24 protein-coding genes are annotated in these 24,775 nt (G+C 44.0%); 5 read left to right on the forward strand and 19 right to left on the reverse strand.

Translation table 11 applies throughout. The features are described from left to right. Window positions 1–175 precede the first annotated feature (175 nt). Window positions 176–1,597 carry a D-alanyl-D-alanine carboxypeptidase/D-alanyl-D-alanine-endopeptidase gene (gene dacB, locus GJU82_RS09540; protein WP_153631936.1) on the reverse strand — a complete coding sequence of 474 codons (1,422 nt, stop codon included), beginning with the start codon at window positions 1,595–1,597 and terminating at the stop codon, window positions 176–178. An 87-nt stretch (window positions 1,598–1,684) separates the two neighbouring features. Further along, entirely contained in the window at window positions 1,685–3,874 is a 2,190-nt protein-coding gene (locus GJU82_RS09545; RefSeq protein WP_153631937.1) for a patatin-like phospholipase family protein, read from the reverse strand. A 228-nt stretch (window positions 3,875–4,102) separates the two neighbouring features. On the opposite strand from GJU82_RS09545, the gene crcB reads away from it, so the two are divergent. The 4 genes from crcB (at window position 4,103) to GJU82_RS09565 (ending at window position 7,281) form a co-directional block, all read left to right on the forward strand. After that, complete coding sequence (crcB, locus tag GJU82_RS09550; RefSeq protein ID WP_194831020.1) at window positions 4,103–4,483, forward strand: fluoride efflux transporter CrcB; 381 nt, start codon at window positions 4,103–4,105, stop codon at window positions 4,481–4,483. Window positions 4,484–4,521: 38 nt separating this feature from the next. Then, window positions 4,522–4,887 (forward strand): DUF190 domain-containing protein, encoded by a 366-nt coding sequence (locus GJU82_RS09555; protein WP_153631939.1) that lies wholly within the window; start codon window positions 4,522–4,524, stop codon window positions 4,885–4,887. Between the two features lie 257 nt (window positions 4,888–5,144). Further along, window positions 5,145–6,446, forward strand: coding sequence for a phosphopyruvate hydratase (gene eno / locus GJU82_RS09560; RefSeq protein WP_153631940.1), 1,302 nt, complete (start codon window positions 5,145–5,147; stop codon window positions 6,444–6,446). 133 nt (window positions 6,447–6,579) lie between these two features. Beyond that, the gene (locus GJU82_RS09565) at window positions 6,580–7,281 is read left to right on the forward strand and encodes an OmpA family protein (RefSeq protein WP_153631941.1); all 702 of its coding nucleotides are present in this window, start codon (window positions 6,580–6,582) and stop codon (window positions 7,279–7,281) included. A 50-nt stretch (window positions 7,282–7,331) separates the two neighbouring features. On the opposite strand, the gene GJU82_RS09570 is transcribed toward GJU82_RS09565, so the two are convergent. After that, complete coding sequence (locus GJU82_RS09570) at window positions 7,332–8,690, reverse strand: NAD-dependent succinate-semialdehyde dehydrogenase (RefSeq protein WP_153631942.1); 1,359 nt, start codon at window positions 8,688–8,690, stop codon at window positions 7,332–7,334. A 262-nt stretch (window positions 8,691–8,952) separates the two neighbouring features. Between GJU82_RS09570 and GJU82_RS09575 the strand changes: the two genes are divergently transcribed. Next, window positions 8,953–9,144 (forward strand): hypothetical protein, encoded by a 192-nt coding sequence (locus GJU82_RS09575; RefSeq protein WP_194831021.1) that lies wholly within the window; start codon window positions 8,953–8,955, stop codon window positions 9,142–9,144. Window positions 9,145–9,231: 87 nt separating this feature from the next. Here GJU82_RS09575 and GJU82_RS09580 read toward each other — a convergent pair whose 3' ends face one another. From GJU82_RS09580 to GJU82_RS09655, 16 genes are all read right to left on the reverse strand, one after another. Continuing rightward, complete coding sequence (locus tag GJU82_RS09580) at window positions 9,232–9,747, reverse strand: Hsp20/alpha crystallin family protein (RefSeq protein ID WP_228488649.1); 516 nt, start codon at window positions 9,745–9,747, stop codon at window positions 9,232–9,234. Window positions 9,748–10,001: 254 nt separating this feature from the next. Next, the gene (locus GJU82_RS09585; protein ID WP_153631944.1) at window positions 10,002–11,783 is read right to left on the reverse strand and encodes an ATP-binding protein; all 1,782 of its coding nucleotides are present in this window, start codon (window positions 11,781–11,783) and stop codon (window positions 10,002–10,004) included. 25 nt (window positions 11,784–11,808) lie between these two features. After that, window positions 11,809–12,495, reverse strand: coding sequence for a response regulator transcription factor (locus GJU82_RS09590; RefSeq protein WP_153631945.1), 687 nt, complete (start codon window positions 12,493–12,495; stop codon window positions 11,809–11,811). Between the two features lie 59 nt (window positions 12,496–12,554). Then, window positions 12,555–13,253, reverse strand: coding sequence for a phosphate signaling complex protein PhoU (gene phoU, locus GJU82_RS09595; RefSeq protein ID WP_153631946.1), 699 nt, complete (start codon window positions 13,251–13,253; stop codon window positions 12,555–12,557). An 85-nt stretch (window positions 13,254–13,338) separates the two neighbouring features. Then, window positions 13,339–14,124, reverse strand: a complete 786-nt coding sequence (gene pstB / locus GJU82_RS09600) for a phosphate ABC transporter ATP-binding protein PstB (protein WP_194831022.1) — start codon at window positions 14,122–14,124, stop codon at window positions 13,339–13,341. Window positions 14,125–14,218: 94 nt separating this feature from the next. Continuing rightward, window positions 14,219–15,103, reverse strand: a complete 885-nt coding sequence (gene pstA, locus GJU82_RS09605) for a phosphate ABC transporter permease PstA (protein WP_153631947.1) — start codon at window positions 15,101–15,103, stop codon at window positions 14,219–14,221. Window positions 15,104–15,131: 28 nt separating this feature from the next. Then, window positions 15,132–15,983: a phosphate ABC transporter permease subunit PstC gene (gene pstC / locus GJU82_RS09610; RefSeq protein ID WP_153631948.1), complete on the reverse strand. Its 852-nt coding sequence runs from the start codon at window positions 15,981–15,983 to the stop codon at window positions 15,132–15,134. A gap of 19 nt (window positions 15,984–16,002) precedes the next feature. Next, window positions 16,003–17,076: a phosphate ABC transporter substrate-binding protein PstS gene (gene pstS, locus GJU82_RS09615; RefSeq protein ID WP_153631949.1), complete on the reverse strand. Its 1,074-nt coding sequence runs from the start codon at window positions 17,074–17,076 to the stop codon at window positions 16,003–16,005. A gap of 60 nt (window positions 17,077–17,136) precedes the next feature. Next, window positions 17,137–18,138, reverse strand: coding sequence for a hypothetical protein (locus GJU82_RS09620; protein WP_153631950.1), 1,002 nt, complete (start codon window positions 18,136–18,138; stop codon window positions 17,137–17,139). Window positions 18,139–18,504: 366 nt separating this feature from the next. Further along, window positions 18,505–18,933: an Rrf2 family transcriptional regulator gene (locus GJU82_RS09625; RefSeq protein ID WP_153631951.1), complete on the reverse strand. Its 429-nt coding sequence runs from the start codon at window positions 18,931–18,933 to the stop codon at window positions 18,505–18,507. Further along, on the reverse strand, window positions 18,930–19,550 hold the full coding sequence (locus tag GJU82_RS09630) for a YceI family protein (RefSeq protein WP_153631952.1): 621 nt from the start codon (window positions 19,548–19,550) through the stop codon (window positions 18,930–18,932). Before GJU82_RS09630 ends, GJU82_RS09625 begins: the two co-directional genes overlap by 4 nt. Before the next feature lie 162 nt (window positions 19,551–19,712). Next, window positions 19,713–20,948 carry a hypothetical protein gene (locus tag GJU82_RS09635; RefSeq protein WP_153631953.1) on the reverse strand — a complete coding sequence of 412 codons (1,236 nt, stop codon included), beginning with the start codon at window positions 20,946–20,948 and terminating at the stop codon, window positions 19,713–19,715. Between the two features lie 96 nt (window positions 20,949–21,044). Beyond that, window positions 21,045–21,623, reverse strand: a complete 579-nt coding sequence (locus tag GJU82_RS09640; protein ID WP_194831023.1) for a YceI family protein — start codon at window positions 21,621–21,623, stop codon at window positions 21,045–21,047. 409 nt (window positions 21,624–22,032) lie between these two features. Continuing rightward, complete coding sequence (ettA, locus tag GJU82_RS09645; protein ID WP_153631955.1) at window positions 22,033–23,718, reverse strand: energy-dependent translational throttle protein EttA; 1,686 nt, start codon at window positions 23,716–23,718, stop codon at window positions 22,033–22,035. A gap of 95 nt (window positions 23,719–23,813) precedes the next feature. Next, window positions 23,814–24,164 (reverse strand): hypothetical protein, encoded by a 351-nt coding sequence (locus GJU82_RS09650; protein WP_153631956.1) that lies wholly within the window; start codon window positions 24,162–24,164, stop codon window positions 23,814–23,816. 23 nt (window positions 24,165–24,187) lie between these two features. Next, entirely contained in the window at window positions 24,188–24,769 is a 582-nt protein-coding gene (locus GJU82_RS09655) for an RNA polymerase sigma factor (RefSeq protein ID WP_153631957.1), read from the reverse strand. Window positions 24,770–24,775 lie beyond the last annotated feature (6 nt).

Genomic DNA, 24,775 nt, shown 5'->3' on the forward strand with positions numbered 1-24,775 from the left:
ACAAAACGAAAATGTAAGTATTTATACCGATTTAATAAATAATTAAAAGTAGAAGTGGTATTGAAGTATGAAACAGAAGAATCTAATTTCAACAAACCACATTTTTATTCGAAAAATCCAACCAACACAATCACCTATAAATCTCCAACTTACATGTACTTTAATTAGAAATAGTCTAATAAAAAGTAAGCAACCAGGGCTCTAATTGCTTTCCCATTTTATAAGAAGAACCTGAAAAATTATTTACGATTACTGCAAAAAATAACTGGTGGCCATTACGATTTGTAAATTCACCGGCAAAACTCCTCACCCGTTCCATCGAACCGGTTTTTGCCCACAACTTTCCATCGAGCGGAGTTCCCTGAAAGAAGTACTGTAACGTGCCATCCTCGCCAGCCAACGGAAGTGAATCGAAAAACACCTCATCATCCCGGGTTCGATACATATTCAACATCACCTCAACCAATGTTCTCGTACAGATGGCATTTGATCGGGAGAGCCCACTTCCATCGGTCGGATAGAATCCCTGCAAATCGATTCCTCTGTCCAGCCAGTATGATTTTACGGCTTTCAGGCCTTCGTCCAGGGTTGGCTTCCCGGATACCTTTCGGCCAATTTCCCGAAGGAGATGCTCGGCAAACAAATTCACACTTTCGTGATTCGTTACGTCAATAATGTTTTGTAACGTTTGAGACTTCTGCACTGCCATCTGATGAAAATCGCCATCCACACCAGAAAAACTGGCTTTGGCCGTACCGGTGATTTCAATTCCTAAGTTATTTATCACTTTTCGTAACGAATCGGCAGCTTCAAGCGGGGGATTGGGCATCGCGCCTTTTACCACAAAATCATTCTTCCCTTTCGGAATCGATCCCATAACCATCTGTTGCTGTGCATAAGGCGCACCATATACATATGACTGGTCACTATTTTCATCCGATGATATCACCCGGTTATCCAAAGTGAAACCGGGCGTTCTCGGCTGGACATCGATTACCTTTGTCGGTTTTCCAGCTTCAGCCGGCGACCGAAAATGAATCCGGTACATATTATCGGCAAAGGAAAGTCCGTACACACCGGCTCCGTAATAGTTTCCCATGTCTTCCCAAATCCAGCCGCCCGGAATAGCGGTATCGTCAAGCGCAGAGGCATCGCCAATAATGTTGCCTTCGATTCTGGTGATTCCCAATTGCTTTAATTGATAGGCCCATTGTTCAAATACACCAAGGTAATCCATCGGAAAATATTCCGAATAAAAAGCCGGGTCTGCCCCACCTTTAATAACCAAATCTCCTTTTAAGGTACCCGTCTTATGGTCTACCCTTCCAGTATAGCCAAAACGGGTTTTAAACCGGAAGTCGGGACCAAGCAGGCGCATAGCGGTTGCCGTAGTCACCAACTTTAACACAGATGCCGGGGTCAGACTTTTTTGAGGAGACTGAGCAACTACCTGGCCTACGGTGGCATCATACACATAAAAACTGTACTCAGCTGCTTGCAACTCCGGCAAATCAGGCAATGTAGAAAAGGTATCGGACTGTGATTTGACTTGCGATGAGACAAAAAGAAGAAATACGGCAATAAATAATCTGTTCATGAGAAAACATGCTTTTGCTGATTGCCGGATGAGCAATTCCGGCAACCGTATAAATGACACAAAGATTGATCAACTAAAGTGATCATACTAAAACCAATAACCAAGGGAAAGAAATAATGATGGATCATTCGACACATTCGAGCTGCTTATCATAAGTTCGACCGGACCGACCATACTGTCATACGATAAAGTGACTCCACCACCGGCCAAGGCTTTACCCTTCGTTAAAAAATCATTTTCGTCGCCGTAAAAACCAAAATTTGCATTGAGTGCCAGATAAATTTTATCCCAAAAACGATACCTCAGATCCATTTCTCCTACCGCTACATTGCGAGTCATCATTTCCATGCGCCGAAGTCCGACAAATGGGACCTGCGCATTCAGGTAATCGGTCTGCTCAACCCCTCCCACGAACGATTTGTAATATACCGGCTCGCCCGAACCAACGATAATTCGCCCCTTAACAGATGGTAGAATCGTTAATCGGGGCCCAAAAGATTTCGCCAACTGGATACTTAGTTTTACAGGCATAAACGGATTGCCCTCATTAAATAACCAGCCATTGTCCGTCACAATCTTCGCTTCTCCAAACAGTTTCCAACCAGCGGTTGGAAAATAAGCCCAGTTCATCTGATCCAGATCGATCTGCGCATAATAGTTTAAGAATGTCTGGTTTTTTAAGGCCTCATTCAGCAGTGATCCAATCACCGACCCAACATTAACATGCTCCACCTCCGCTCCCAACGAAATTCTGAACGCATCGAAATAAACGGAATGAGTAGCCAGCTGACCTTTATACAATTGCATATTTACCAGGGATGATTTCTTTCCATTGGTATATTGTGAAATTTTTTCATCCTGAACACTGGCCCCCACCAAAAGTCCGGGTTTCCAACCGTTGTCGATGGTATAGCGAACGGCAAATGCAGGATTGGTGGCCAAAATCGCATCCATCGATAACTTGGCTTTGATCATCCGGCTGTTTTTAAAGGTTGTATTGATCAACAAAGCTGCTTTCCGATCGGTATCGTAGTGAATTCCCAGGTTTAACCGATCATGAACCCGCTCTTTCACCATCAAATGGAGTGTTTTGTTTTCGTCCCCCAATAAACGATAACGAACGAAATCAAAATTGCCCGATCCGTAAATACGCTTAATACCTTCACGCAATTGACGTACCGTAATCACCTGCGGTGGCTTAAGCCCCAGCAGTCCCAGGAAATAATTCAATCCCTGGCTCTTGGTACCGTCAACGGTCACTCGCTCAATAATCAGTTTACGGTCTAAACTTGGTATCGCCTCCGGTTTGATGGGATTAGGTTTTAAATGCAATGAATCCCTTAACCTGATTAGTTGTGGCAGTACTTTTCGGGCAGCCGCTTCGCCTCTTTTAATCAGCTCATCAGCTGAGGTTGCATCAAAACTCGAAGCTGAAAACCCTGAGATATCTGGTTTTATATAATAATCAACCAGCTTCTTATTTTCTTCGAATTTCTTATACGACATTAGGTTAATCATCTGATTCACCACATCCGGAATCGATTGCAACTCTTTTCTATCACGCAGGCCATATTGAATATCAACACCAATAATGATGTCGGCGCCCATCTGTTTACACCGGTCAACCGGGAAATTGTTGACGATGCCACCATCCACTAAAAGCCGCCCATCCACATCCGCAGCTGAAAAAGCTGTGGGGACTGACATACTCGCCCGAATGGCCAACGGAAGATATCCATGCTTTAATACAACCTCTTTCCCCGTTTCAATATCGGCTGCCACACAAAGAAAAGGGCGCGGCAGTTTAGAAAAGTCGGTTACATTTTGGTAATCGAGTGCCAGATAGGTAAAGAGATCCTGTACATTTTGACCGTTCAATGCACCACTCGGCAGACTAACCCGCTTCGAGCGGATGGGAAAACTTAAATTATAGCGGTCCAGCTCATGCTTGTCAAAAGCCGGAATATAGCGGCGATCAACCTGGTCACTCAATAATGTGGCCCAATCCTGACTCTTGACAATTTTCTCCAGCGTATCGGCATCGTAGCCCATGGCATAAAAGCCTCCCACAATACTGCCAATACTGGTTCCGGCCACACAATCGATGGGAATGCCAGCCTCTTCCAGGACTTTTATCACCCCGACATGAGCAAAGCCTTTAGCTCCGCCCCCACTCAACACCAATCCAATCTTGGGGCGATGTGTTTCCTCTTGGGCGCAAAGCGAATGCCCGATGAAAATTAAAAGGATAAAAAGTAAGATTTGTCTTTTTTTCATGCTCAGTTTAGTCTGCCGGAGAAATTTCTTCCCCCGGATAAAGTATCTTTTAAATTAGGGATTGACAAAGTTTTTGAAAGGTTTAAGATAATTCTTTTCATGACTTGTTTTATTACTTTTACAGATGATTATTGTTATCAAAATGTAAAATAGTTTTGACCGGAATGGATGATCGCAACCAATCTGTTTGATTCAATTCGACCTAATCCATTCACTGATTGGCTGGTTATGTGGAAAGAAGCACTAATTGTTGGTTTAGGAGGAGGCCTGGGGAGCATAGCCCGCTTTCTTTCGCAAAAGGGCGTTGAGCGATTTATGGACAGCTCTTTTCCAATGGGAACGTTTGTTGTAAATATTGTCGGAAGTCTCATCATCGGAATTGTTTATGAAATGGCCAGCCGGGGCAATTTATTGACCCCTGAAGCCCGTTTGTTCCTGGCGGTGGGATTTTGCGGCGGCTTCACCACGTTTTCATCTTTCGCTTATAATAATCTGACACTAATCAATGAAAGACTGTGGCAGTATCTTTTCCTGAATGTAGGCGGCAGCCTTTTTGCAGGAATATTGGCCGTCTATTTGGGAATCATTGTGGTCAGGGTTATTTTCTAATTGAACAGGCCATTAATTGAACCGAAAAATTTAATCATATGCAACTGCACGGAAAAGCTCTCAATCTCCGCATTCAATGTGGTGAAACCGATAAATACGAAAACCAACCGCTGTACGAAGCCATCGTTTATGCTGCCCGAAAAGAAGGCATGGCCGGTGCTACTGTATTTCGCGGTGTCATGTCATTCGGACCAAGCCACTCTATCCACACCATCAAAATATTCGCACTAGGTGGCGATCTTCCCGTTTTAATTGACATTACCGATACCGAAGAACGGATTAGAAAATTTATCCCAACCGTGGAAGAGTTGATGGAAGAATCAGGAAAAGGCGGGCTCATTACCTCACAGGAGGTGGAAGTACATCGTTACCTTCCAGGGAAAAAGCACCGGAAAGAAGAGTAAGCTGATGGCCGGTTTATATCTATTTTTCTATATAGCGAAATACCCTAATTCTGTCATAACGAATTTTGAAAATGCCAACAAATTAAGGCAATTCCATTCTTTATTAACTTAATCTCAATTTTTATTTACGGTCGATAAAACGTAGGCGTAATTCACAGGGAATGTTTATCTTTGTCAGGATTTATTATGCATAAAAATTATTGCGTTACTGCCTGTCCGGCAGCAACAAAAATGTTGAACATAAAACAGCAAAAACAATGTTGATTTACAAAGTAGTCGGAAGAGAAATTCTGGATTCCCGCGGGAACCCAACAGTTGAAGTAGAAGTTACCCTCGAAAGCGGTGTTGTAGGTCGTGCTGCTGTACCGTCAGGTGCATCGACCGGCGAAAATGAAGCACTCGAACTTCGTGATGGTGACAAAGGCCGTTACCTCGGTAAAGGCGTACTGAAAGCTGTTGATAACGTAAATAACGTGATTGCCGATAATGTAATTGGCATGAGCGCTCTCGATCAGGTTGCCCTTGACAAGAAATTGCTCGATCTCGATGGTACCAAAACCAAATCAAAACTGGGTGCTAACGCCATATTGGGTGTTTCGCTGGCTGTAGCCAAAGCAGCTGCCGCTTACCTCGATATGCCCCTGTATCGCTACATCGGCGGAACCAACGCAAAAACCTTACCGGTACCGATGATGAATATCATCAACGGTGGTTCTCACTCCGATGCTCCAATTGCTTTCCAGGAATTCATGATTCGCCCGGTTGGTGCCCCTTCTTTCCGTGAAGGCCTGCGCATGGGTGCTGAAGTTTTCCACCACCTGAAAAAAGTGCTTAGCAAACGTAACCTCAGCACCGCAGTTGGTGACGAAGGTGGTTTCGCCCCGAAACTCGACGGTACCGAAGATGCACTGAACAGCATCATCGAAGCTATTAAAAACGCCGGTTACAAACCAGGTCGTGTTGAAGAAGGCGGTGATGTATCTATCGCTCTTGACTGTGCTGCTTCCGAATTCTACAATGACGGTGTTTACGATTACGCTAAATTCGAAGGCACTAACGGTGCCAAGCGTAACCGCGAAGAGCAGGTAAATTACCTGGCTGACCTGGTTAATAAATTCCCGATTGATTCAATCGAAGACGGTTGCGACGAAGGCGACTGGGACGGTTGGGTAATGCTGAACAAGAAATTGGGTGACAAATGCCAGTTGGTTGGTGACGACTTGTTTGTGACCAACGTAGAATACCTGCAGAAAGGTATCGAACTGGATGCTGCCAACTCGATCCTGATTAAAGTTAACCAGATTGGTACGCTGACCGAAACCCTCGACGCTATCGAAATGGCCCACCGTGCAGGTTACACCAGTGTGACTTCCCACCGTTCAGGTGAAACCGAAGATGCCACTATTGCTGACATTGCGGTAGCTACCAACAGCGGACAGATTAAAACCGGTTCACTGAGCCGTACCGACCGTATGGCTAAATACAACCAGCTCCTTCGCATCGAAGAAGAACTGGGTAAATCAGCTATCTACGGCTACAAAAAAGTGAAAAAAGCATAATTTACAACAGGGACATTATCATACACGAACCTCGCCTGAAAAGGTGGGGTTTTTTATTGACTGAAATAGGAATTTGACCAATTTTACTGTTATAAATCCTGATATTTATTCACCATAGTAAAACAGAAAGACCATGAATATTCAAAAGTTATTTATCTCCAGGGGAAAGAGGTATACGGCATTTATTCTCTTACTAACCATTTTGTTAACGGGTTGTAAAACCATGAACAACGCAGGAAAAGGGGCCATTATCGGGACCGGTGCGGGCGCTGCTTTAGGCGCCGGGATTGGGAAACTGGCCGGTAATACAGCCATTGGGGCCATTATTGGTGCCGGCGTTGGCGGAGCAACCGGCGCTGTTATCGGGAATTACATGGACAAGCAGGCTGCTGAAATGCAGAAAGACCTGGAAGGCGCCAAAGTAGAGCGGGTCGGCGAAGGAATCAAAATCACCTTCGATTCCGGTATTCTTTTCGCGCTCAACTCCAGTGCGCTGAGCCAGCAGTCGAAAGACCAGCTTGACAAACTCTCGCAGATTCTGAATAAGTACAGCGACACCAATATCCTGGTGGAAGGTCATACCGACAACACCGGTACGGCAGAGTACAACATGAAATTGTCGGAGCGCCGTGCACAAAGTGTTGCATCGTACCTGGAAGGGCACAACGTGGCCTACACACGAATTACCACCAAAGGTTACGGTGAAGAACAGCCCATCGTTGCCAACGACACGCCGGCACACCGCGCGCTGAACCGCCGGGTGGAAATTGCCATTTTCGCCAACGAGAAGCTGAAGAAGGCGGCAGAAAAAGGAACCATTCCGATTACCAACTGATATTGAAAAGAAAAGCGGTCTCCTTCAGGCCGCTTTCTTATTTTCATTCGTTACTTAATCCAAACAGTTTTAATATTCACGAACTCTTTTATTCCGTAACCGGAAAGCTCTCTTCCGTATCCGGAATTTTTAATGCCTCCAAACGGCAAACGCGGATCAGACTTCACCAAACCATTGACGAATATTGCGCCTGCCTCTATTTTTCGGCCCAGTTCCTCCCCCTTTTTCAAGTCCGAAGTCCAGAGGGAAGCGCCCAGGCCATACAAACTATCATTCGCCACGTTGATGGCTTCCTGCTCGTTCTTCACCGGAAGAACAACCGCCACGGGCCCGAAGGTCTCTTCCATATAAACAGGCATTCCCTTTTTTACATTCGTTAAAATAGTGGGCGAATAATAGTTGCCAATACCCGGTATCCGGCTTCCGCCGGAAATGATTTTCGCTCCCTGCACCACTGATTTTTGCACCTGGCCCTCAATGTCATCCACCAAATCGGGGCGGGCGAGCGGAGCCAGCGAAGTTTCCTCGTTCCCCGGATCACCAGGCTCATAGGCCTCCATCAGTGCTTTCACTTTTTCAAGGAAAGGTGCGGCCACTTTCTCTTCCACAATAAACCGCTTGGCCGCAATACAGGTCTGTCCCGAGGTAATCATCCGTGAGGCTACAGCTATTTTTGCCGCTTCCTCCAAATCGGCATCCGCCAGAACTATAAACGGATCGGAGCCGCCCAATTCCAGTACCGATTTCTTCAGGTACTTACCGGCCAGCGATGCCACCTGGCTTCCGGCGTACCCGCTTCCCGTTAGGGTAACCGCCCGCACAGCCGGATGGGCGATTACAGCCTCCACTTTGGATGAAGAAATAATCAGCGAACGAAAGATATTTTCAGGAAAACCGGCATCGCTGAAAACCTGCTCGATGGCCAACGCACAGCCTTGCACGTTGGATGCGTGTTTTAACAAACCGGCATTGCCCGCCATGAGCGCCGGCGCCGCAAAGCGGAAGACCTGCCAGAACGGGAAGTTCCAGGGCATAACCGCCAGCACCGGTCCTATCGGATTGAAAACAGCCATGCTTTTCGAGGCGTCCGATTCCATCAGCTCGTCGGCCAGCATCTGCCCGGCCCCGTCCGCATAATACTCACAAACCAACGCGCACTTCTCCACTTCGGAGCGCGACTCCGCAATGCGCTTTCCCATTTCGGCGGTAATCAGCCGGGCGTATCCTTCTTTCCGGGTACGCAACAAACGGGCAGCCTTGTTCATCCACTCCGAACGCTGCGTAAAACTTGTTTCACGGTATTTTTTCCAAGCGTCCAGGTTGAGTTCAATCACTTCCTTCACCTGTGCTTCACTCATCTCCGCATATTCCTGTATAACTTCTCCTGTTGCCGGATTAATTGACTTCATAACACAAAATTTTTTCCATTAAATGTACAAAATCATTCGTGTAATGCATAAGATGCAGCACTCCAAACCAAGTAGTTTCATTAAATACCTGCAGAACATTTTCTTTGCAGAAATTTTTCACAACCACATGTATACGAAAGAGGAGAAGAAGGAATTAGTTAAGCATTTTTGAACCGGATTTGATGATTATTGCAGCCAACTTCCGGAACTGGCCGGTGCAAAAAAATGGTTGCTGCCCCGGACCAATATCAGTCATGTGGACATGAAGTTCGAAGCCGGGCGTGAGTACGCCGACGTCAGTTTGGAAATCAATTATAATGATATCGGTATGCACCGGCTAAAACAATGGGGCGAGATATTTGCCTTCTTTGCGGAAAACATGCTGCAACTGCAAAACAATTTCCTTGATTTCAGCGATATCCTAAAGGAAGAAATACTTGCCCTCAACCGATAAGCCTTTCGGCTGATACGTTGGTAAAAACTCCCCCATAAGGAAATATCAAACAAAAGGCCGTCAGTTAATGGCGGCCTTTCCAATGTTTTATGAAATTTTGATTTGTTTGGCAGGTTTCGGCTTCACTTCTTCCCGTTTAGGAAGTGTAACGCACAAAATCCCATCTTTATACTTAGCGGCAATCTTCTCGCTCTCTACCGTATTCCCCGGCAGGTGGAACGTACGTTGGAAAGCCTGGTACCTGAACTCGCGCTGCGTGTATTTGCCATTTTCTTCTGTTTTGTTTTCTTCTTGCTTTTCGGAAGAAATGGTCAAACGGTCGTTGTCCAAATCAACTTTAAAATCATCTTTGGACAGACCCGGAGCAGCTACTTCAATGACATACTCGTCATCCGATTCCTTGACATTCACAGCTGGCAACGTGCTGTTCATATCAGCAAAATTAGAATTTGTCCAATCCATCAAGTCCCTTGAGAAAAAGTTATCTATGAAAGAAGGGACAGACGGGAACATCCGGTTGTTTGATTTAACAATTGCCATGATAAAAACCCTCCTAACTTTTAAGTTTAACACTTTAGTTGTTTGTTTGAATTCCTTTTTCAAATTCAACACGATAATGACAACATATGTGCCATGCTTGTAAGTTTTTTGCTTGCCAAAGTCCGATTTCCGGAAACGGATTGATTTACAATCTATTTATTGATAAAGCATTCTCAGCGAGCAAAAAAGGATCTGTCACAAGTACAGATAAACAACTACGCTTCAAGACATTATGTCGCTGAGAAATGCAATTTTGACAGATAAAAAGAAAGGCCATCCCATTCATGAGACAGCCTTTGCCTGGATGATATTTTGAATTATTTCTTTTCGATGAAACGAGGCAGCGAGAACAAGAATTCCAGTCCTCCTTCTTTCCGGTTACGTACGGTAATCTCGCCTTTCTGATACACCACGGCGTGTTTCACGATGGCCAGTCCCAATCCTGTTCCTCCTAATTTACGTGAACGCCCGGTATCAATACGGTAGAACCGTTCGAAGAGGCGTGAAAGATGTTCCTCGGCGATACCAATACCATTATCGGAGAAAGCGAAATAGTGGAACTTATCGTCTTCGAGATAATGTTTGATGGTGATGGTTATGTTTTCACCGGCGTAGTTCAGCGCATTTTCCATCAGATTCTGGAAGATGGAGAATACCAGTGAGTAATTACCCTTTATAACCAAATCGTATTCCACATCGACTTCCACCACCACGCTCTTCCGGCTGATCATCGTCTGGAAACTGTCGACAACTTCCGAAATCAACTTGCCAACCGTCACCTTTTCGATGGCATAATATTCACCTGCCTCTTCAATCTTATTTAATAAAGCAATATCGCCTACCAGTTTGGTTAAACGGTTTACCTGGCCGTTGGCTTTTTCGATAAAGTGGCGTTGTTTTTCCGGATCCAGATCCGGCGACTCGAGAATCGTTTCGAGATACCCTCTTGCCGAAGCAATGGGCGTTTTCAGCTCGTGCGCAATATTCGAAGTCATCTGCTGTTTCATCAGCCGTTGCCGAGCCAGCTTGGTATTATCGGTAATAATAATTTCAAAAGTCTTGTCCTGGAAAACAATACACTGAACATGGAAATAGCGACCAGCTACCTGAAGATTCAGCTCCATGCGTGGCAAATCATGCAGGAAATACTCGGTTTCCGACTTCAGTGTTTCGCCGAGGAATTGGTTGATCGTTTCAAATGCTTTGACTTGAAAAACCTGCTCGGCCGAAATAGTGGATTCTTCCGAAATAATGTTAATGAAATGAATGAAATGATTATTGGAAAGCAATGTCTTCTTCCCGGACGAAAAGAATGCCACTCCTTCATTTAGCACGAAAAGGTGACTGAATAGTTTTTCTTTCTCCTGGGTCAGTTCATCTTTTGTTCTGCGGAGTTGCTTATAGAGCTTAATAATTTCGTGACTAATTACTCCCAGTTCATCATCAGGAAACTGAATATTCCGATCGTAGATCCCACCGCGACGAATTGTTACTGCAAAATCCTTCAGTTTGTAGATACTGTCGCCCATACGACGGGAAACCAAACGGAGAACAAACCAAATCACGAAAAACAGGAAGAGGATGAATATAATGAATGTTTTCTCTGCTTTCAGGAAATGCCGAATTTGCATGTTGTAAACGGCGGCTGCCCGAACAAAATAATCCTGGTAAAACCGGGCAAAATAGTAGTAGTTCTTGCCCGTAGTGGCCGATTTTCTCAGGTTGGCACCAAAATCGGAGTAGATGGATTTTTGCAATTCAGGGCGATGAAGGTGGTTCTCCATGTGTGTATAATCCTTCACCGAGCTATCGTATAATACTTTGCCATCGTGATTAATGACCGTAATACGAACCTCATCCGTTGGAATCAGCGCTTTTAGTGAATCGAGTTTGGCAAAATTGCTACTGGAATAAATTCCTTCGTGCCGGATGTATTGATCCGTCAGATTGGTATAGCTTTCAAGCGAGGCATCCAATTGTCCTTTCCGGTAGTCCTTTTCGCGTTGATACTGATATATCAGGATCGACATCGTAAACACCACAAAAAGAGAGAAGTAATAGACGAATAATTTCCGTTGAAAGCTGTCTTTTGTAAACATCGTTGTTATTTAAATTTTGTCAGTGTTAAACCTCAAAATAATAGCCAAAACCCGACTTGTTCCGGATGCACTTTCCATACTCTCCCAATTTCTTGCGCAACCGTGTAATGTTCACATCAACGGTCCGGTCGGTAACCACCACATCATCGCTCCATACACGGCTAAGAATATCTTCACGGGGGAAGATCCTTCCCTCATTTTCCATTAATAACCGCATCACTTCGAACTCCTTTCGAGTCAAATCAATTTTCTTGTCTTCAATCAGCAGGCGTTTTACTTCTGTGTCGAGTTTAAACTTACCGGAAGTAATAACGGGCTCAACGTGCTGTATTTCACCACTAGTGCGGCGCAAAACCGCTTTTACCCGTACCACCACCTCTTTTATCGAAAATGGTTTTGCAATATAATCGTCGGCTCCGATATTGAAGCCTGTTACAACGTCATTCTCAGTATCCTTTGCGGTGAGAAAAATGATTGGAACCGTCAGCCCCATGTCTTTCCGAATCTTTTCAGCCAGGCGAAAACCCGACATTTTTCCCATCATCACATCCAGCAAAATCAGGTTATACTTCTTGAGCTTTTGGGTCACTGCATCTTCAGCAGAATAGGCTACATCAGTCTCATAACCTTCACTTTCTAAGTTAAACTGAAGGATTTCGCAAATATCCTCTTCATCGTCAACAATTAAAATGCGAGGTTTATCTTTTGCCATTTTTCATAAGTTTTAAGCCGACTAAGCTCCTTCACCACTGTTAAGCCCTGTTCCCGCCATTAATCATCATCATCCAAATCAATATGCTGGTGGCGGATATCAGTCCCATCAAGTGAGTAAATCGATGCTTCAGCTACGTTAGTTGCATGATCGGCAATTCGTTCAATATTCGAAATAATACTGTTGATATTAATGAAACTGAGCAACATATCCTGCGTTTCCTTGGGCAGTTTGCTCTTTTTTACGGTTTTCTTAATGAGTTTATGATTGAGTTCGTCAATCACCGAATCGTTTTTAATGGTCCAAATGGCATATTCCCTATCGTTATTAATGAACGAAAGAATCGACTTCCGAACCATATTAACGCTCGAAATCAACATATTGGAAATAACATCTGACAAACGCTCAAATACCGCTTCATCTTTAATCCTGGGTATTGAACCAGCAATATTGGTCACTAAGTCACCAATTCGTTCCAAATCACTAACCATCTGATAAATAGCCATCATCTGACGTAAGTCGGAAGCAACGGGCTTTTGCAGTACAATGGTGTTAATGATTTTTTCGCCGATTTTCACATCCAGCTTATTGATTTTTTTCTCGTTACTCTTAATTTCTTTCGAAACCTCGTCCGGAACCTCGGCCTCACCCTGGCTCATAACTCCCTCAACCAGGTCGAGTTGATGAAGGATAAGGTTGGCCATGTCCTCAAAACGGGAAAGAATATCGAGTATCGCGTTTTCCTTTTTTACATTCATTTGTTTTTCGATTTAAGGAAAGTTTGAATTTTCGTTTGGTTAAGTTGGTTACTTTTTACAAATATACTGTGCCACCGGTTTCTCATCAACCGAATTTTCCGGTAAGGTATCCTTCGGTACGAGAATCCTTCGGATTGGTGAACATGGTTTTGGTTTTGTCATATTCCACCAATTCTCCAAGATACATAAACATGGCGTTATCTGAAATACGGGCCGCCTGCGACATGTTATGCGTCACCAAAACGATGGTGTAATTTTTCTTCAACTCTACCAGCAGATCTTCCACGCGAGCCGTAGCTACCGGATCGAGCGCCGAAGTCGGCTCATCCAGCAAAATCACATCCGGTTTGAAAGCCAGCGCCCGGGCAATACACAACCTTTGCTGCTGTCCACCCGAAAGGAAAGTTCCCTTCTTAAAGAGCGACTCCCTTACTTCGTCCCACAAAGCCACATCACGGAGCGACGTTTCAACAATTTCTTCTTTCTCACTTTTCTTCAAACGGATTCCATTGAGCTTGTACCCGGCAATCACATTGTCAGCAATGCTCATGGTCGGGAATGGATTCGGGCGTTGAAAAACCATTCCAATCTTCCGCCTGAGCTTAATGGTCGACATGTCATAAACGTCTTCATCATTCAACATGATTTTTCCTTCTGTAACAATGTTGGGATATAACTCGTGCATGCGGTTTATGGCTCGCAACAAAGTACTTTTCCCGCAGCCAGATGGGCCCATTATCGCCGTAATGGCATCGCGTTTTACCTCTACCGAAACATCTTTAATGGCGTATTTACCTCCCTTGTCGTAAGCAATCGACAAGTTCTTAATGGACAAAACCGGATCTTTTACTTCAATAATATTTTCGTTCATCGATAATCGTTCGATTAAAGCTAAATATGCTTTATGTTCTTAATTCAATCATTTGACCCAACCGGCATCCACTCCGGCAACCAACGTTACTAAGTTAATGAATACTATGTTTTGCTGAAATTCGTTTGGAAATGATATTCAGTGTCAATACGAATCCCATCAAAAACAGGGATGAACTCCATATCAAACTAACCATATTGGGATCGTTGTAGAAATCCCAAATCAACAAAGGCACCGCACTCGTTGGTTGAGTGATGTCCCAGTTTATCTGCGGGTTCCCAAGCGTTGTCAACATCAGCGGTGCCGTTTCCCCCAAAATTCGGGAGATAGAAATCAGAATACCCGTGAGCAATCCGCTGAAACTGGAGGGAATCAATACGCGAAGAATGATTTTGTGATAAGGAACGCCCAGGGCTACCGCAGCTTCTTTCAATGTTTCGGGAATCATTTTCAACGTTTCTTCCGTCGACCGGATAATTAAAGGTAACATCATGATGGATAGTGACACACTACCTGCCAGGGCAGAATAACCATTCGTAATATTTTTTACCACCCACAGGTAGACTATCAAACCAAGAACGATGGATGGTACTCCCTGAAGAACATCGGTGATATCACGAATCACATTGGAATAACGTTTCCCCTGGTTTTCGTACAAGTAAATTCCAATAATGATTCCGAACGGAATAGCCATTACCGCTGCCAAGAGAACAATCAGAATGGAACCCGTTATACCGTTGGCAATTCCTCCCGGAATCGTTTCACCATTTGTTTTTGCCGTCATTGCTTCCAGTGTATCAGGAGCAATTTGCGTAAAGAATGAGAGATTAATTTGCCCAATTCCTTTAATCACCAACTCCCCGATAATAAATGCAATCGGAAGAATCGTCAGAAGCGAAAAGAAAATGACAGCCCCCAAAAATACCTTGTTCTTGGTATTTCTCGCTTTGGAGTGGTCACGGATTACCGTAGCTTTCATTTCTTACTGATTTGAAAGATTCTATCCATCAGGATAATTTTCGAATAATAAACTTACCGGCAGCATTGACCAACGCTGTTATCACAAACAACAGTAAGCCAATTGCAATCAGTGAGCTTAATTTTAAACCGGCTGCTTCGCCGAATTGGTTGGCAATGACACTGGCCATGGTATTTCCCGTGCTGAAAAGCCCCGTTGGAACCTTGTTTGCATTACCAATCAACATGGTGACGGCCATGGTTTCTCCCAAAGCGCGTCCAAAAGCCAGAATATAACTGGCAACAATACCCGAACGGGCATTGGGAATAATCACATTGAAAATGACTTCGAGCCGGGTGGCACCGAGCGAATAAGCTGCTTCTTTCAGTTCATTCGGTACCATGGTGATGATTTCGTTACTGAGGGAAGTGGCATACGGAATGATCATAATGGCCAAAATAATGCCCGACGTAAAAATTCCGTATCCCTGTGCACTGAGTCCGAGACTGACGATGAATGGCCTTAATGTATAAAATCCCCACAAGCCGTAAACGATTGACGGTATTCCGGCCAGCAGATCAACCATCGAACTTAATACCGAAGCAACCCTGGTTTTCCGGAAATACTCGGCAACAAATAACGACGTTGAGAAAGCCATCGGAATGGAAATGAGCAATGCCAAAACCGATGTGCTCATGGTACCAGCGATAAACGGCAAAGCACCGTAATTTTCACGTCCCTCCGTAGGATCCCAATCTGTTGATGTAATAAAATGCCAACCAAAATGATCGAAGGCAGGTATGGCCCCCCTGATTAAGGAGAAGGCCATACCGCCTGCGACTACCAGTATCAATAATGATGCTGTAAATAAAATGTATTTTGTAATCTTATCGCTATTCATCAAATCGGGTTAGTAGCTTTTATTTCAGCAGTGGCTGACCATCGTAGGTAACCGACCGCAAAATGGCTTTTGCTTTTTCTACTGCAGGCGCTGGAAGCGGTGCATAATTTACCTGACGGGCCAATGACTGAGCTTCAGGTGATACCAGCCAATCGAGGAATTTTACTGTTGCTTCAGCCTGTGCTTTTGAACGGCCATCGTAGTTCTGATCTTTGTATAGGATGATCCAGGTAAATCCACTGATAGGATAAGCATCCGGTGCAGAAGAGTTGTTCAGCATGACACGGGTATCGTCAGGAATATCACCTTTAGCGGCAGCACTAACTGACTCCAGTGAAGGTTTGATGTAGTTACCTGATGAATTCTGCAACAATGCGTACGAAATTTTCTGTGCGAAAGCATATTCAGAACCAATGTAACCAACAGCACCAATTGTTTGGCTAACGGTCCCGGCTACACCAGGATTACCTTTTGCACCCATACCTACAGGCCACTTCAGGGATTTGCCTTTACCAACTTTTTCAGCCCATTCAGGACTTACTTTAGTCAGATAGTCACTGAAGATGAAGGTGGTTCCACTACCGTCTGAACGGTGAACAACGGAAATAGCCATATCCGGGAATTTCGTTTCCGGATTCAGCTTTTTCAATTCCGGATCATTCCATTTGGTAATCTGTCCCAGGAAAATCTTAGCCAACGCGTCATTAGTCAGTTTTATCGACTCGATATTTGGAAGATTGAACGCAACTACTACCGCTCCCATACAAGTTGGAATATGAACAATAGGTGCCGGCATTTCAGTTGCCTGCCCATCTGTTAGGAATGCATCGCTTGCACCGAAATCAACTACTTTATCTTTCAGGCTGCGAATACCACCGCCTGAGCCAATTCCACCGTAAGTCATCAACACACCAGTTTCACCGGTATATTTCTTGAATGCCATGTTGTAAAACGGCATTGGGAAGGTTGCTCCCGCCGCACTCAGCGAGATTTCACTATTGGCCGATTTCTCAGTGGCACCTTTTTTCTTACTGCCGCTTTTGCACGCTGTAAACGCCGTTACGACAGCCAATAAAATTAAGATCTTTTTCATTTTGAAAGGTTTTTATAATTCAACTACTTAAAAGTTGCTTTTGATGTATTGAAGGATGATTTAAAATTTCATTTCAAGATTGAGATAGAAACTGGTAGCGAAACCTGCCCCGCTCTGGGCCGGGTTCCATCCCCGTAGGTTCGGGGAAATTTTAATGCCCTTCACCGGACTGAATTCCATGCCGGCAATGTAGAGTTGTCCCTCCTTAGAGACGTTCCATCTTTCGATTGCTCCATCTACTTTTTTCGAGGTCAAATGGTCGAAGCGGGCAAAAAGGTTCATATGATTTTTCATTTTCAGTACGGTGTAGACCGAAACACCTGAATAATCGTGGTCGGCAACATTGCCATGCCCTTTCTGATAGTTGTACTCACCAGCAGCAGTAAATATTTTTCCGGTATAACCGAGAAAACCGGTATATGTGCTCTGAGCTACGTCTTTTTTCATGTAATCAACATATATGCGGGCCCAAAGGTTTTTGGCAGGTTGAGCAGTAATACCCGCAGTATACATCAGGACACTATCACTCTGCAATTTCTTATATCCCTCGCCATTCAAAACCGTCAAATCAACACTGACTGCCTTTGCCAGGTTGTAATTAACCGACAGGCCTAAATCAGCACTTGCACCAAATTTGTATTCATCCATAAACGACTTGAGGAGATAACGGTATCCCCACACTTTCTCCTGCAGTTTAAACTGCTTTGTTCCGATTAAACCCAGTGCCACCGTTACATTGCCGTCGGCATACTGCAAGTAGGCGTTTTTCAAATAGGCTGTCATTTCCAATTTGCCGACCCCGGGATTGCCCACATCAAAATTTACCTTTCCTAAAAACACAGGGCTGAAAAAATATTCATACCCCAAATAAGCCCGGGTAATTTCGAAGGCAGGCTGCCCATTTCCATCCATCGTCGTGTAATGAAAATTACTAAAAATCTTTACGAAAGGGTCCCCTTTTGGTTTAAAATCAACACTACTCTTTTCCGAATTCGCTGATTGCGCAAACAAGCTGCCACTGATCATGATCAGCAGCAACAAGCTGAATCGAATTTTTCTCATTGTTAGATAACTTAAAGTAACTTTCCACTGGCAAATGTGGTACGAGGTTGTTACACTCTGGTTAAGTAAAAATTACAATAATGTTACGGGACAAAGCGCTTTCGTCCCAGTAAAAACGGGGGTTTTAACCACCTGAAAACATGCAGGTAACATTGAAGTAACAATTTTGAGATACAACCACTTCGGTTGAAGCGGCGATTTACTTGATAGAGAATATAACACGATAAAGCCGGGGGGGGAAACAATTTTGTAACACAATAAATTTCCGCCGATCATATCTAATGAAAAATAGCCGCTAAAAATCCAGCTCCGGCAGGAAAAAAAGAAAAGCTAAACCTGAAAATGGTTTAAAACAGCTGGGAATGTTCACGCTTTTTCTTCGTTGCGTTTTCGCACATCGGCCACCAGCGCCTCAACCGTGATACTTTTAAAATGGTCAACGACTTTTTGGTTTAAAATATCCCAGAAGTCGCGGGCTGTGCAACGGCTTGCTTTCTCGCATTCGTAGTTTTTCGAAAGGCAATCGACAACATAAATCCCCGGTTCGAAGGCCCGGTGGATATCGTAGATGGTAATTTGGGAAGGATCGCGTCCAAGAACGTAGCCACTTTTTCGTCCGCGTACATTGGCAATTAAACCTGCTGCTTTCAGTGAAGCAATAATCTGGTCGAGGTATTTTACCGACAAATCCAGATTTTCGGCAATATCCTTTTGATAAATTCCCTCTGGACCTCCGTTTAATGCAACCTCAATCATTACACGGATCCCATACCTGGTTTTCGTATTAAACTTCACGGCGAATTGGCTTTTTGGGTGATTAATTTGATATCAAAATTAATAAATACTTCGTCTTTCACCCGGATCATTCCCAGGAAACGACGCGGCGGAGAAATGTTGTAATCCGTCAGTTGAATGCGGGTCCTTCCTTTGACAACAATCAGATTCTTCTCGCTGCGGACCACTTCCATTGGCGAAACATAATCATTGGTCATACCCGCGATGGTTATATCTATCGGAATATTCTTGACGTCCCGGGAAGTAAAAATATGCAGTAATTCGGCGTCACTAATGGTAATTTGAATTTTCGGGTATTGCGATGCCTTCAGCAATTCCTTAAAATCATCAAGCATTGCCGGATTACTGGCATCGATATGTTCGATGGGTATGAAAAAAGAGAGAGAATCGAGACGGTTGGAATCGGTAGGAAGCACTGCAAATGAAAAGTTCTCTGTCAGAGGCTGCTCATAATAAAAATGAAACTGATTGACATTTGTCGAACCATCAATACGCACTTTGGCAAGTTGGCAGACTCCTCTGAAATCCGCTCCTTCTGCCCGTCCTCCGAAATGCAGCAGAAAAACGAAAAGACCAACCTGAAACAACACCTTCCCTATGTAAATCTTTCTTCTCATTTTGCTTTCCGGTGATAGTAAGACATACCCGAATTAAAACCATTTGTTCCAACCTGTCGGAACTTATGTGAAATTACTTCACTAACTAAAAAAACAGAACCTTCCCCCACGTGGGGGAAGGTCTTTACTAAACAATATATAATGGATGTAACCTGGATGAACTTAGAAAGAAATTCCGGCTTCGAACATTACGCCTTTAAATTCGGCATTGTTACCGTACAGAGCAAAGTTGTTGTAGTTCTGATCGACATACTCCAGTTTGGCAACAATGTTCTTGGTCATATGCCATCCACCGGCAATTTGTACACGGTCAACTGACATATCATCACTGTCACTGTTTTTCACTTTGTTGTAGCGAGTGCCAACATAGAACTGCTCCTGGCCGCCAAAGTGATAAAGGCCTTCGATTGCATATTGGTTATAATCGAAATCGTTACCGCCAGGAGTTGTTCCTTTTGCCTTCTCAATGGTTCCGAAAACTTCCAAACCATACCATTTGGCAAACAGGTTAAACATTTCTGAATTATCTTTACTGGTGAAACCCGGGCCCCAACGACCAGTCGTATGATTTGATGTCTGATCGACATCACTCGCACTATTGGTTTCAGGCTTCATTACCAGGTAGTAGCGGGAACCGGCACGATCACCATAGTAAAGAGAACCTGCATTGTTCTTCGCACTGCTATAAAGTGACACAGTTGCACGCAAACGGAAATTTTCATTCAGTTGTTTGTCAAAACCAACTTTTCCGTAATAAGCCAACTGATCAGCAGTATTGTAGCTAGTGTAAGTCTGCGTACTTGCATTGTAAGAAACGAGAGAAGGTTTCAGTGCACCATTGGATACCGCAGCCATCGCAATCCAGCCGTTGTTGCGATACATTGCTTCAATAGCACCTGCAGTTGTGAAACCATCCATGATGTAATTTCCTACGAATGCATTGCGGGTTACATTACCGTTATCAGAACGACGGAAGTGTTGGTCGCCGTAGTTGATTTCCATCATACCTACTTTCAATGTTACCTTCTCCATTATTTTGTTAATCACATCAGAATTCAGGAAAGGAAGCTGATCCATCAGCAGATATCCACCTTTAACCCACGTTTCTTCATGGTGACGAGATGACAAATAGGTAGTCAGGTGAACCTGAACTCCGGGAGCCAGATCGGCATAAATTTTCATGTTTGCAGTAGGCAGGTTCAAACCTTTACCTAACGGAGTCAACGTTGTACCATCAGCCGACTGGGTAAGAGCCTGATATTGCAGGGCAAAATCGGCACCTAAATGTGCTTGAACTTTAGTAAAATTGCTTCCATCAAGTTTGGGTTGTTCGAATTGCTGTCCAAAAGTGAACGAAGCAATCAATAACCCTGCTAAAAGAAAGAATACTCTTTTCATAACAATTGGTTAAAATCTGTGGTTACTATTTATTTATCGGTGCAATGTCCCCGCAATTCACACTAATCCAACTCACGGTCGAACACTGCGTTTTCTCTATTTGCCTAATTCAAAATTATATTTGATGGTGAGGTCGTCACCGGTTTTGATAGCGCCAAGCATGGCTGTTACCTGCTCAATTCCGTATTCCGACATTTTCAGTTTAAAACTACCATTAACGACTGCATGGGAAGCATCCGTTACCTTACCCTTAAAAGGAATTTTTATGGTCTTGGTTACTCCGACCAATTGTAGTTTTCCTACTAAATCTCCACTAAATTCATTTCCATTGCTCTCCAAATTTTCCACTTTATCCGAAGTAAAAAGGATTTCAGGATGCTTATCACTCTTAATAGCCTTATAAGCTTTTTTATCCATCATGGAACTTTCATGACTTTTAAGACTTTTGGCCGGACAAGAGAATGCCACGTTTTCAATATTATTAACAACTGTTCCATCCATTTCCATCACTGCGGCACACTTCAAATCAGTTGTTTTCATATTCCAATCGTGTAGTGTCGAAGTCCCATCTACCTCTGCAGAACTTTTATCAGCTACCAAGTGGAATGACTCCTGCGCTTTCACCTGCCAATTCCCCAAAAAAAGGACGGCAGCAAGCAACGATATTACTCTCATTTTCATTCGATTTTAATGTCCTACTATTCCTATCGTTTTGGTGGGATAAACGTAGGTATTTTTTTTATCCGTCCCAAATGCCAAAAGTTAGGCCCCATATTAGATTTTTAATAAAATCGACACAAACACATCGCGACCCGGATGGCAAATCACACTTAAACAACTAATACAATGCGCAATGCGCTCGTAGCATTAACTTTATTTAAACCAACTTTAAATAAAGTTAACAAAAAATTAGAATCATTCTTTGTACGCCCTTTTATTTTTAAGATTTATGTAAAAGAAGGGACCAACCTTATAATCAGGGCCAAAACACCTCTATACCTGACAATTGACAATGCAACTACCTGCTACAAATAGAAAAAAGCCGGGAAAACCCGGCTTCATAAATAAACACATACAACTATGTTCATTTAACCAATTTCTTGTATTTTATCCGGTGTGGACCGGTATCTCCAAAGCGTTTTTTCTTGTTTTCTTCGTATTCGGAGTAACTTCCTTCGAAAAAGTACACCGAAGAGTTGCCTTCAAAGGCCAAAATATGGGTGGCAACACGGTCCAAAAACCACCGGTCGTGTGAAATAACAACGCCACAACCGGCAAAACTGTCAAGGCCTTCTTCCAGCGCCCGCAATGTATTCACATCAATATCGTTGGTTGGCTCATCGAGAAGCAGCACGTTAGCACCCGACTTCAGCGTAAGTGCCAGATGCAGCCTGTTGCGTTCACCTCCCGATAGTATGCCACATTTCTTCTCCTGGTCGGCACCACTGAAGTTGAAGCGGGCAGCATAAGCTCTTGCATTGATAGAGCGCCCTCCGACCTGAACCTCATCGTTACCTCCTGAAATGACCTGGAACACCGTCTTCTCCGGATCAATATCAGTGTGTGTTTGATCGGCATAACCTAGCGTAACCGTTTCTCCAATAGAAAAAGTTCCGTTATCCGGTTTCTCCATGTCCATAATCATCTTGAACAAGGTGGTTTTACCAGCACCATTGGGACCAATTACCCCAACAATCCCGTTAGGCGGCAAAACAAAATCAAGATTTTCGAATAGCAATCGTTCACCAAATCCTTTGGAAACGCCATGTGCTTCAATCACTTTATCACCAAGACGCGGACCATTGGGAATAAAGATTTCCAGTTTTTCCTCTTTCTGTTTCACATCCTCGTTCAGCAACTTTTCGTAAGCTCCCAAACGGGCTTTTGATTTGGCATGACGGGCTTTGGGGCTCATACGTACCCACTCCAGCTCATGCTCCAATGTTTTCCTGCGCTTTGCATTTCCTTTCGCTTCCTGGTCCATCTTCTTTTGCTTCTGCTCCAGCCATCCGGTATAATTTCCTTTCCAGGGAATGCCTTCGCCCCTGTCGAGCTCCAGGATCCAGCCAGCCACATTATCGAGGAAGTAGCGGTCGTGCGTAATGGAGATGACCGTACCTTTATATTGCTGAAGGTGCATTTCGAGCCACTGCACCGATTCAGCATCCAGGTGGTTGGTCGGCTCATCGAGCAGCAGTACGTCGGGTTCTTGAAGCAGTAGACGACAGAGGGCCACACGGCGACGCTCACCACCCGATAAAATACTCACCGACGTATCACCGTCCGGACAGCGCAAGGCATCCATGGCACGTTCCAGTTTGTTATCGAGATTCCAGGCATCGGTAGCATCAATGTGTTCCTGCAATGCAGCCTGACGATCCATCAACTTCTGCATCTTGTCGGCATCCTCATAATATTCGGGCAGACCGAACTTCTGGTTGATTTCCTCATATTCATTCAGTATGTCGACTACTTCCTGGGTACCTTCCTGCACAATTTCCTTTACCGTTTTGGATTCATCGAGTTGCGGTTCCTGGGGAAGGTAACCCACATCGTACCCCGGCGAAAATACCACCTCGCCCTGGTAATCTTTTTCCAGGCCGGCAATAATCTTTAGCAGAGTTGACTTACCGGAACCGTTCAAACCAATGATCCCAATTTTCGCTCCAAGGAAAAAGGAAAGAGAAATGTCTTTGATGACCTGTTTCTGCGGTGGGAAGGTTTTACTAACCTTATACATCGAAAAAATGATCTGCCTGTCTTCGCTCATGAAATAATATTTTATTTTCGTGGGTAAAATTCGCATATTTCCTGCGAAAAGACAACGGTATCAAATACTTTAAGAACTATATAACCGGAAGCAGGTCATTTTTTTCGTAATAAAAAGAAACGGAGGATAACCTGATCGGCAAAAACAATCAAACCAACGAGTACAATTAGTAATATATAAGGAAGGTATTCATTTGCTGCATTCGAAAACATCTGATGGATTGTTTTTGGATCGAAATAGAAAAAGATGCCCGTTAAAATTAATAGAGGTACGACAATAACACCAACTTTCCATGCATATTCGGACAGTAAGCGTTTCCTCAACATGCGATCGCCCACTTTGCGGCTAACGCGACCGGCAAAATCAGTTGAAAGTGAAAACTCCGGCCCCTCTTCCAAAACCTCATGAATCAGCTGGTCCATTTCGTTGTATGCTTCTTCCTTCATAACATCCTAATTTAATCAAAAAATCATGATTCCATTCGATGAAAAACCCCGGCTTCCCCCGGAAGGGCATGTTCCAATATTTCCCGTAACTGCTTTCGCGCCCGGTTCAGGCAGCTTTTCACCGTTCCTTCCGGCATGCCGGTAATCTCGTCAATTTCGTGGTACGAAAACTCCTCCAGATGGTAGAGCGTCAAAACGGTATGATAGGACATCGGCAGCTGTTCGATACCTTTCCGCACCACCGCCTTCATGTCGGTTTCGTGCACCGCACGCCAGGTCGCATCATCGGTCATTGCCAATTCGGCTTTTACCGGAATGGTCCCTGACAAATCCAATCGATCACGTTTGTGCTTTTTCAGGTAATCAGAACAAGTATTCCAGGCAATGGAGCCAATCCAGGTCGACAGCTTCGATTCGTTCCGGAAACGGGAGATGTTTTTGTACACTTTCATAAAAACATCCTGGCAAATATCTTCGATTTCATCCGGCTTCCCGACCACACGCCAAACCACATGCCACACCAACTTCTGATGTTTCTGCACCAAAAACCGGAAAGCATTTTCATTTCCATCAACTACCTGTTTTACGATATCGTGATCGTTCATACGTAC

It is taken from the genome of Prolixibacter sp. SD074, from assembly GCF_009617895.1.
Lineage (GTDB): Bacteria > Bacteroidota > Bacteroidia > Bacteroidales > Prolixibacteraceae > Prolixibacter.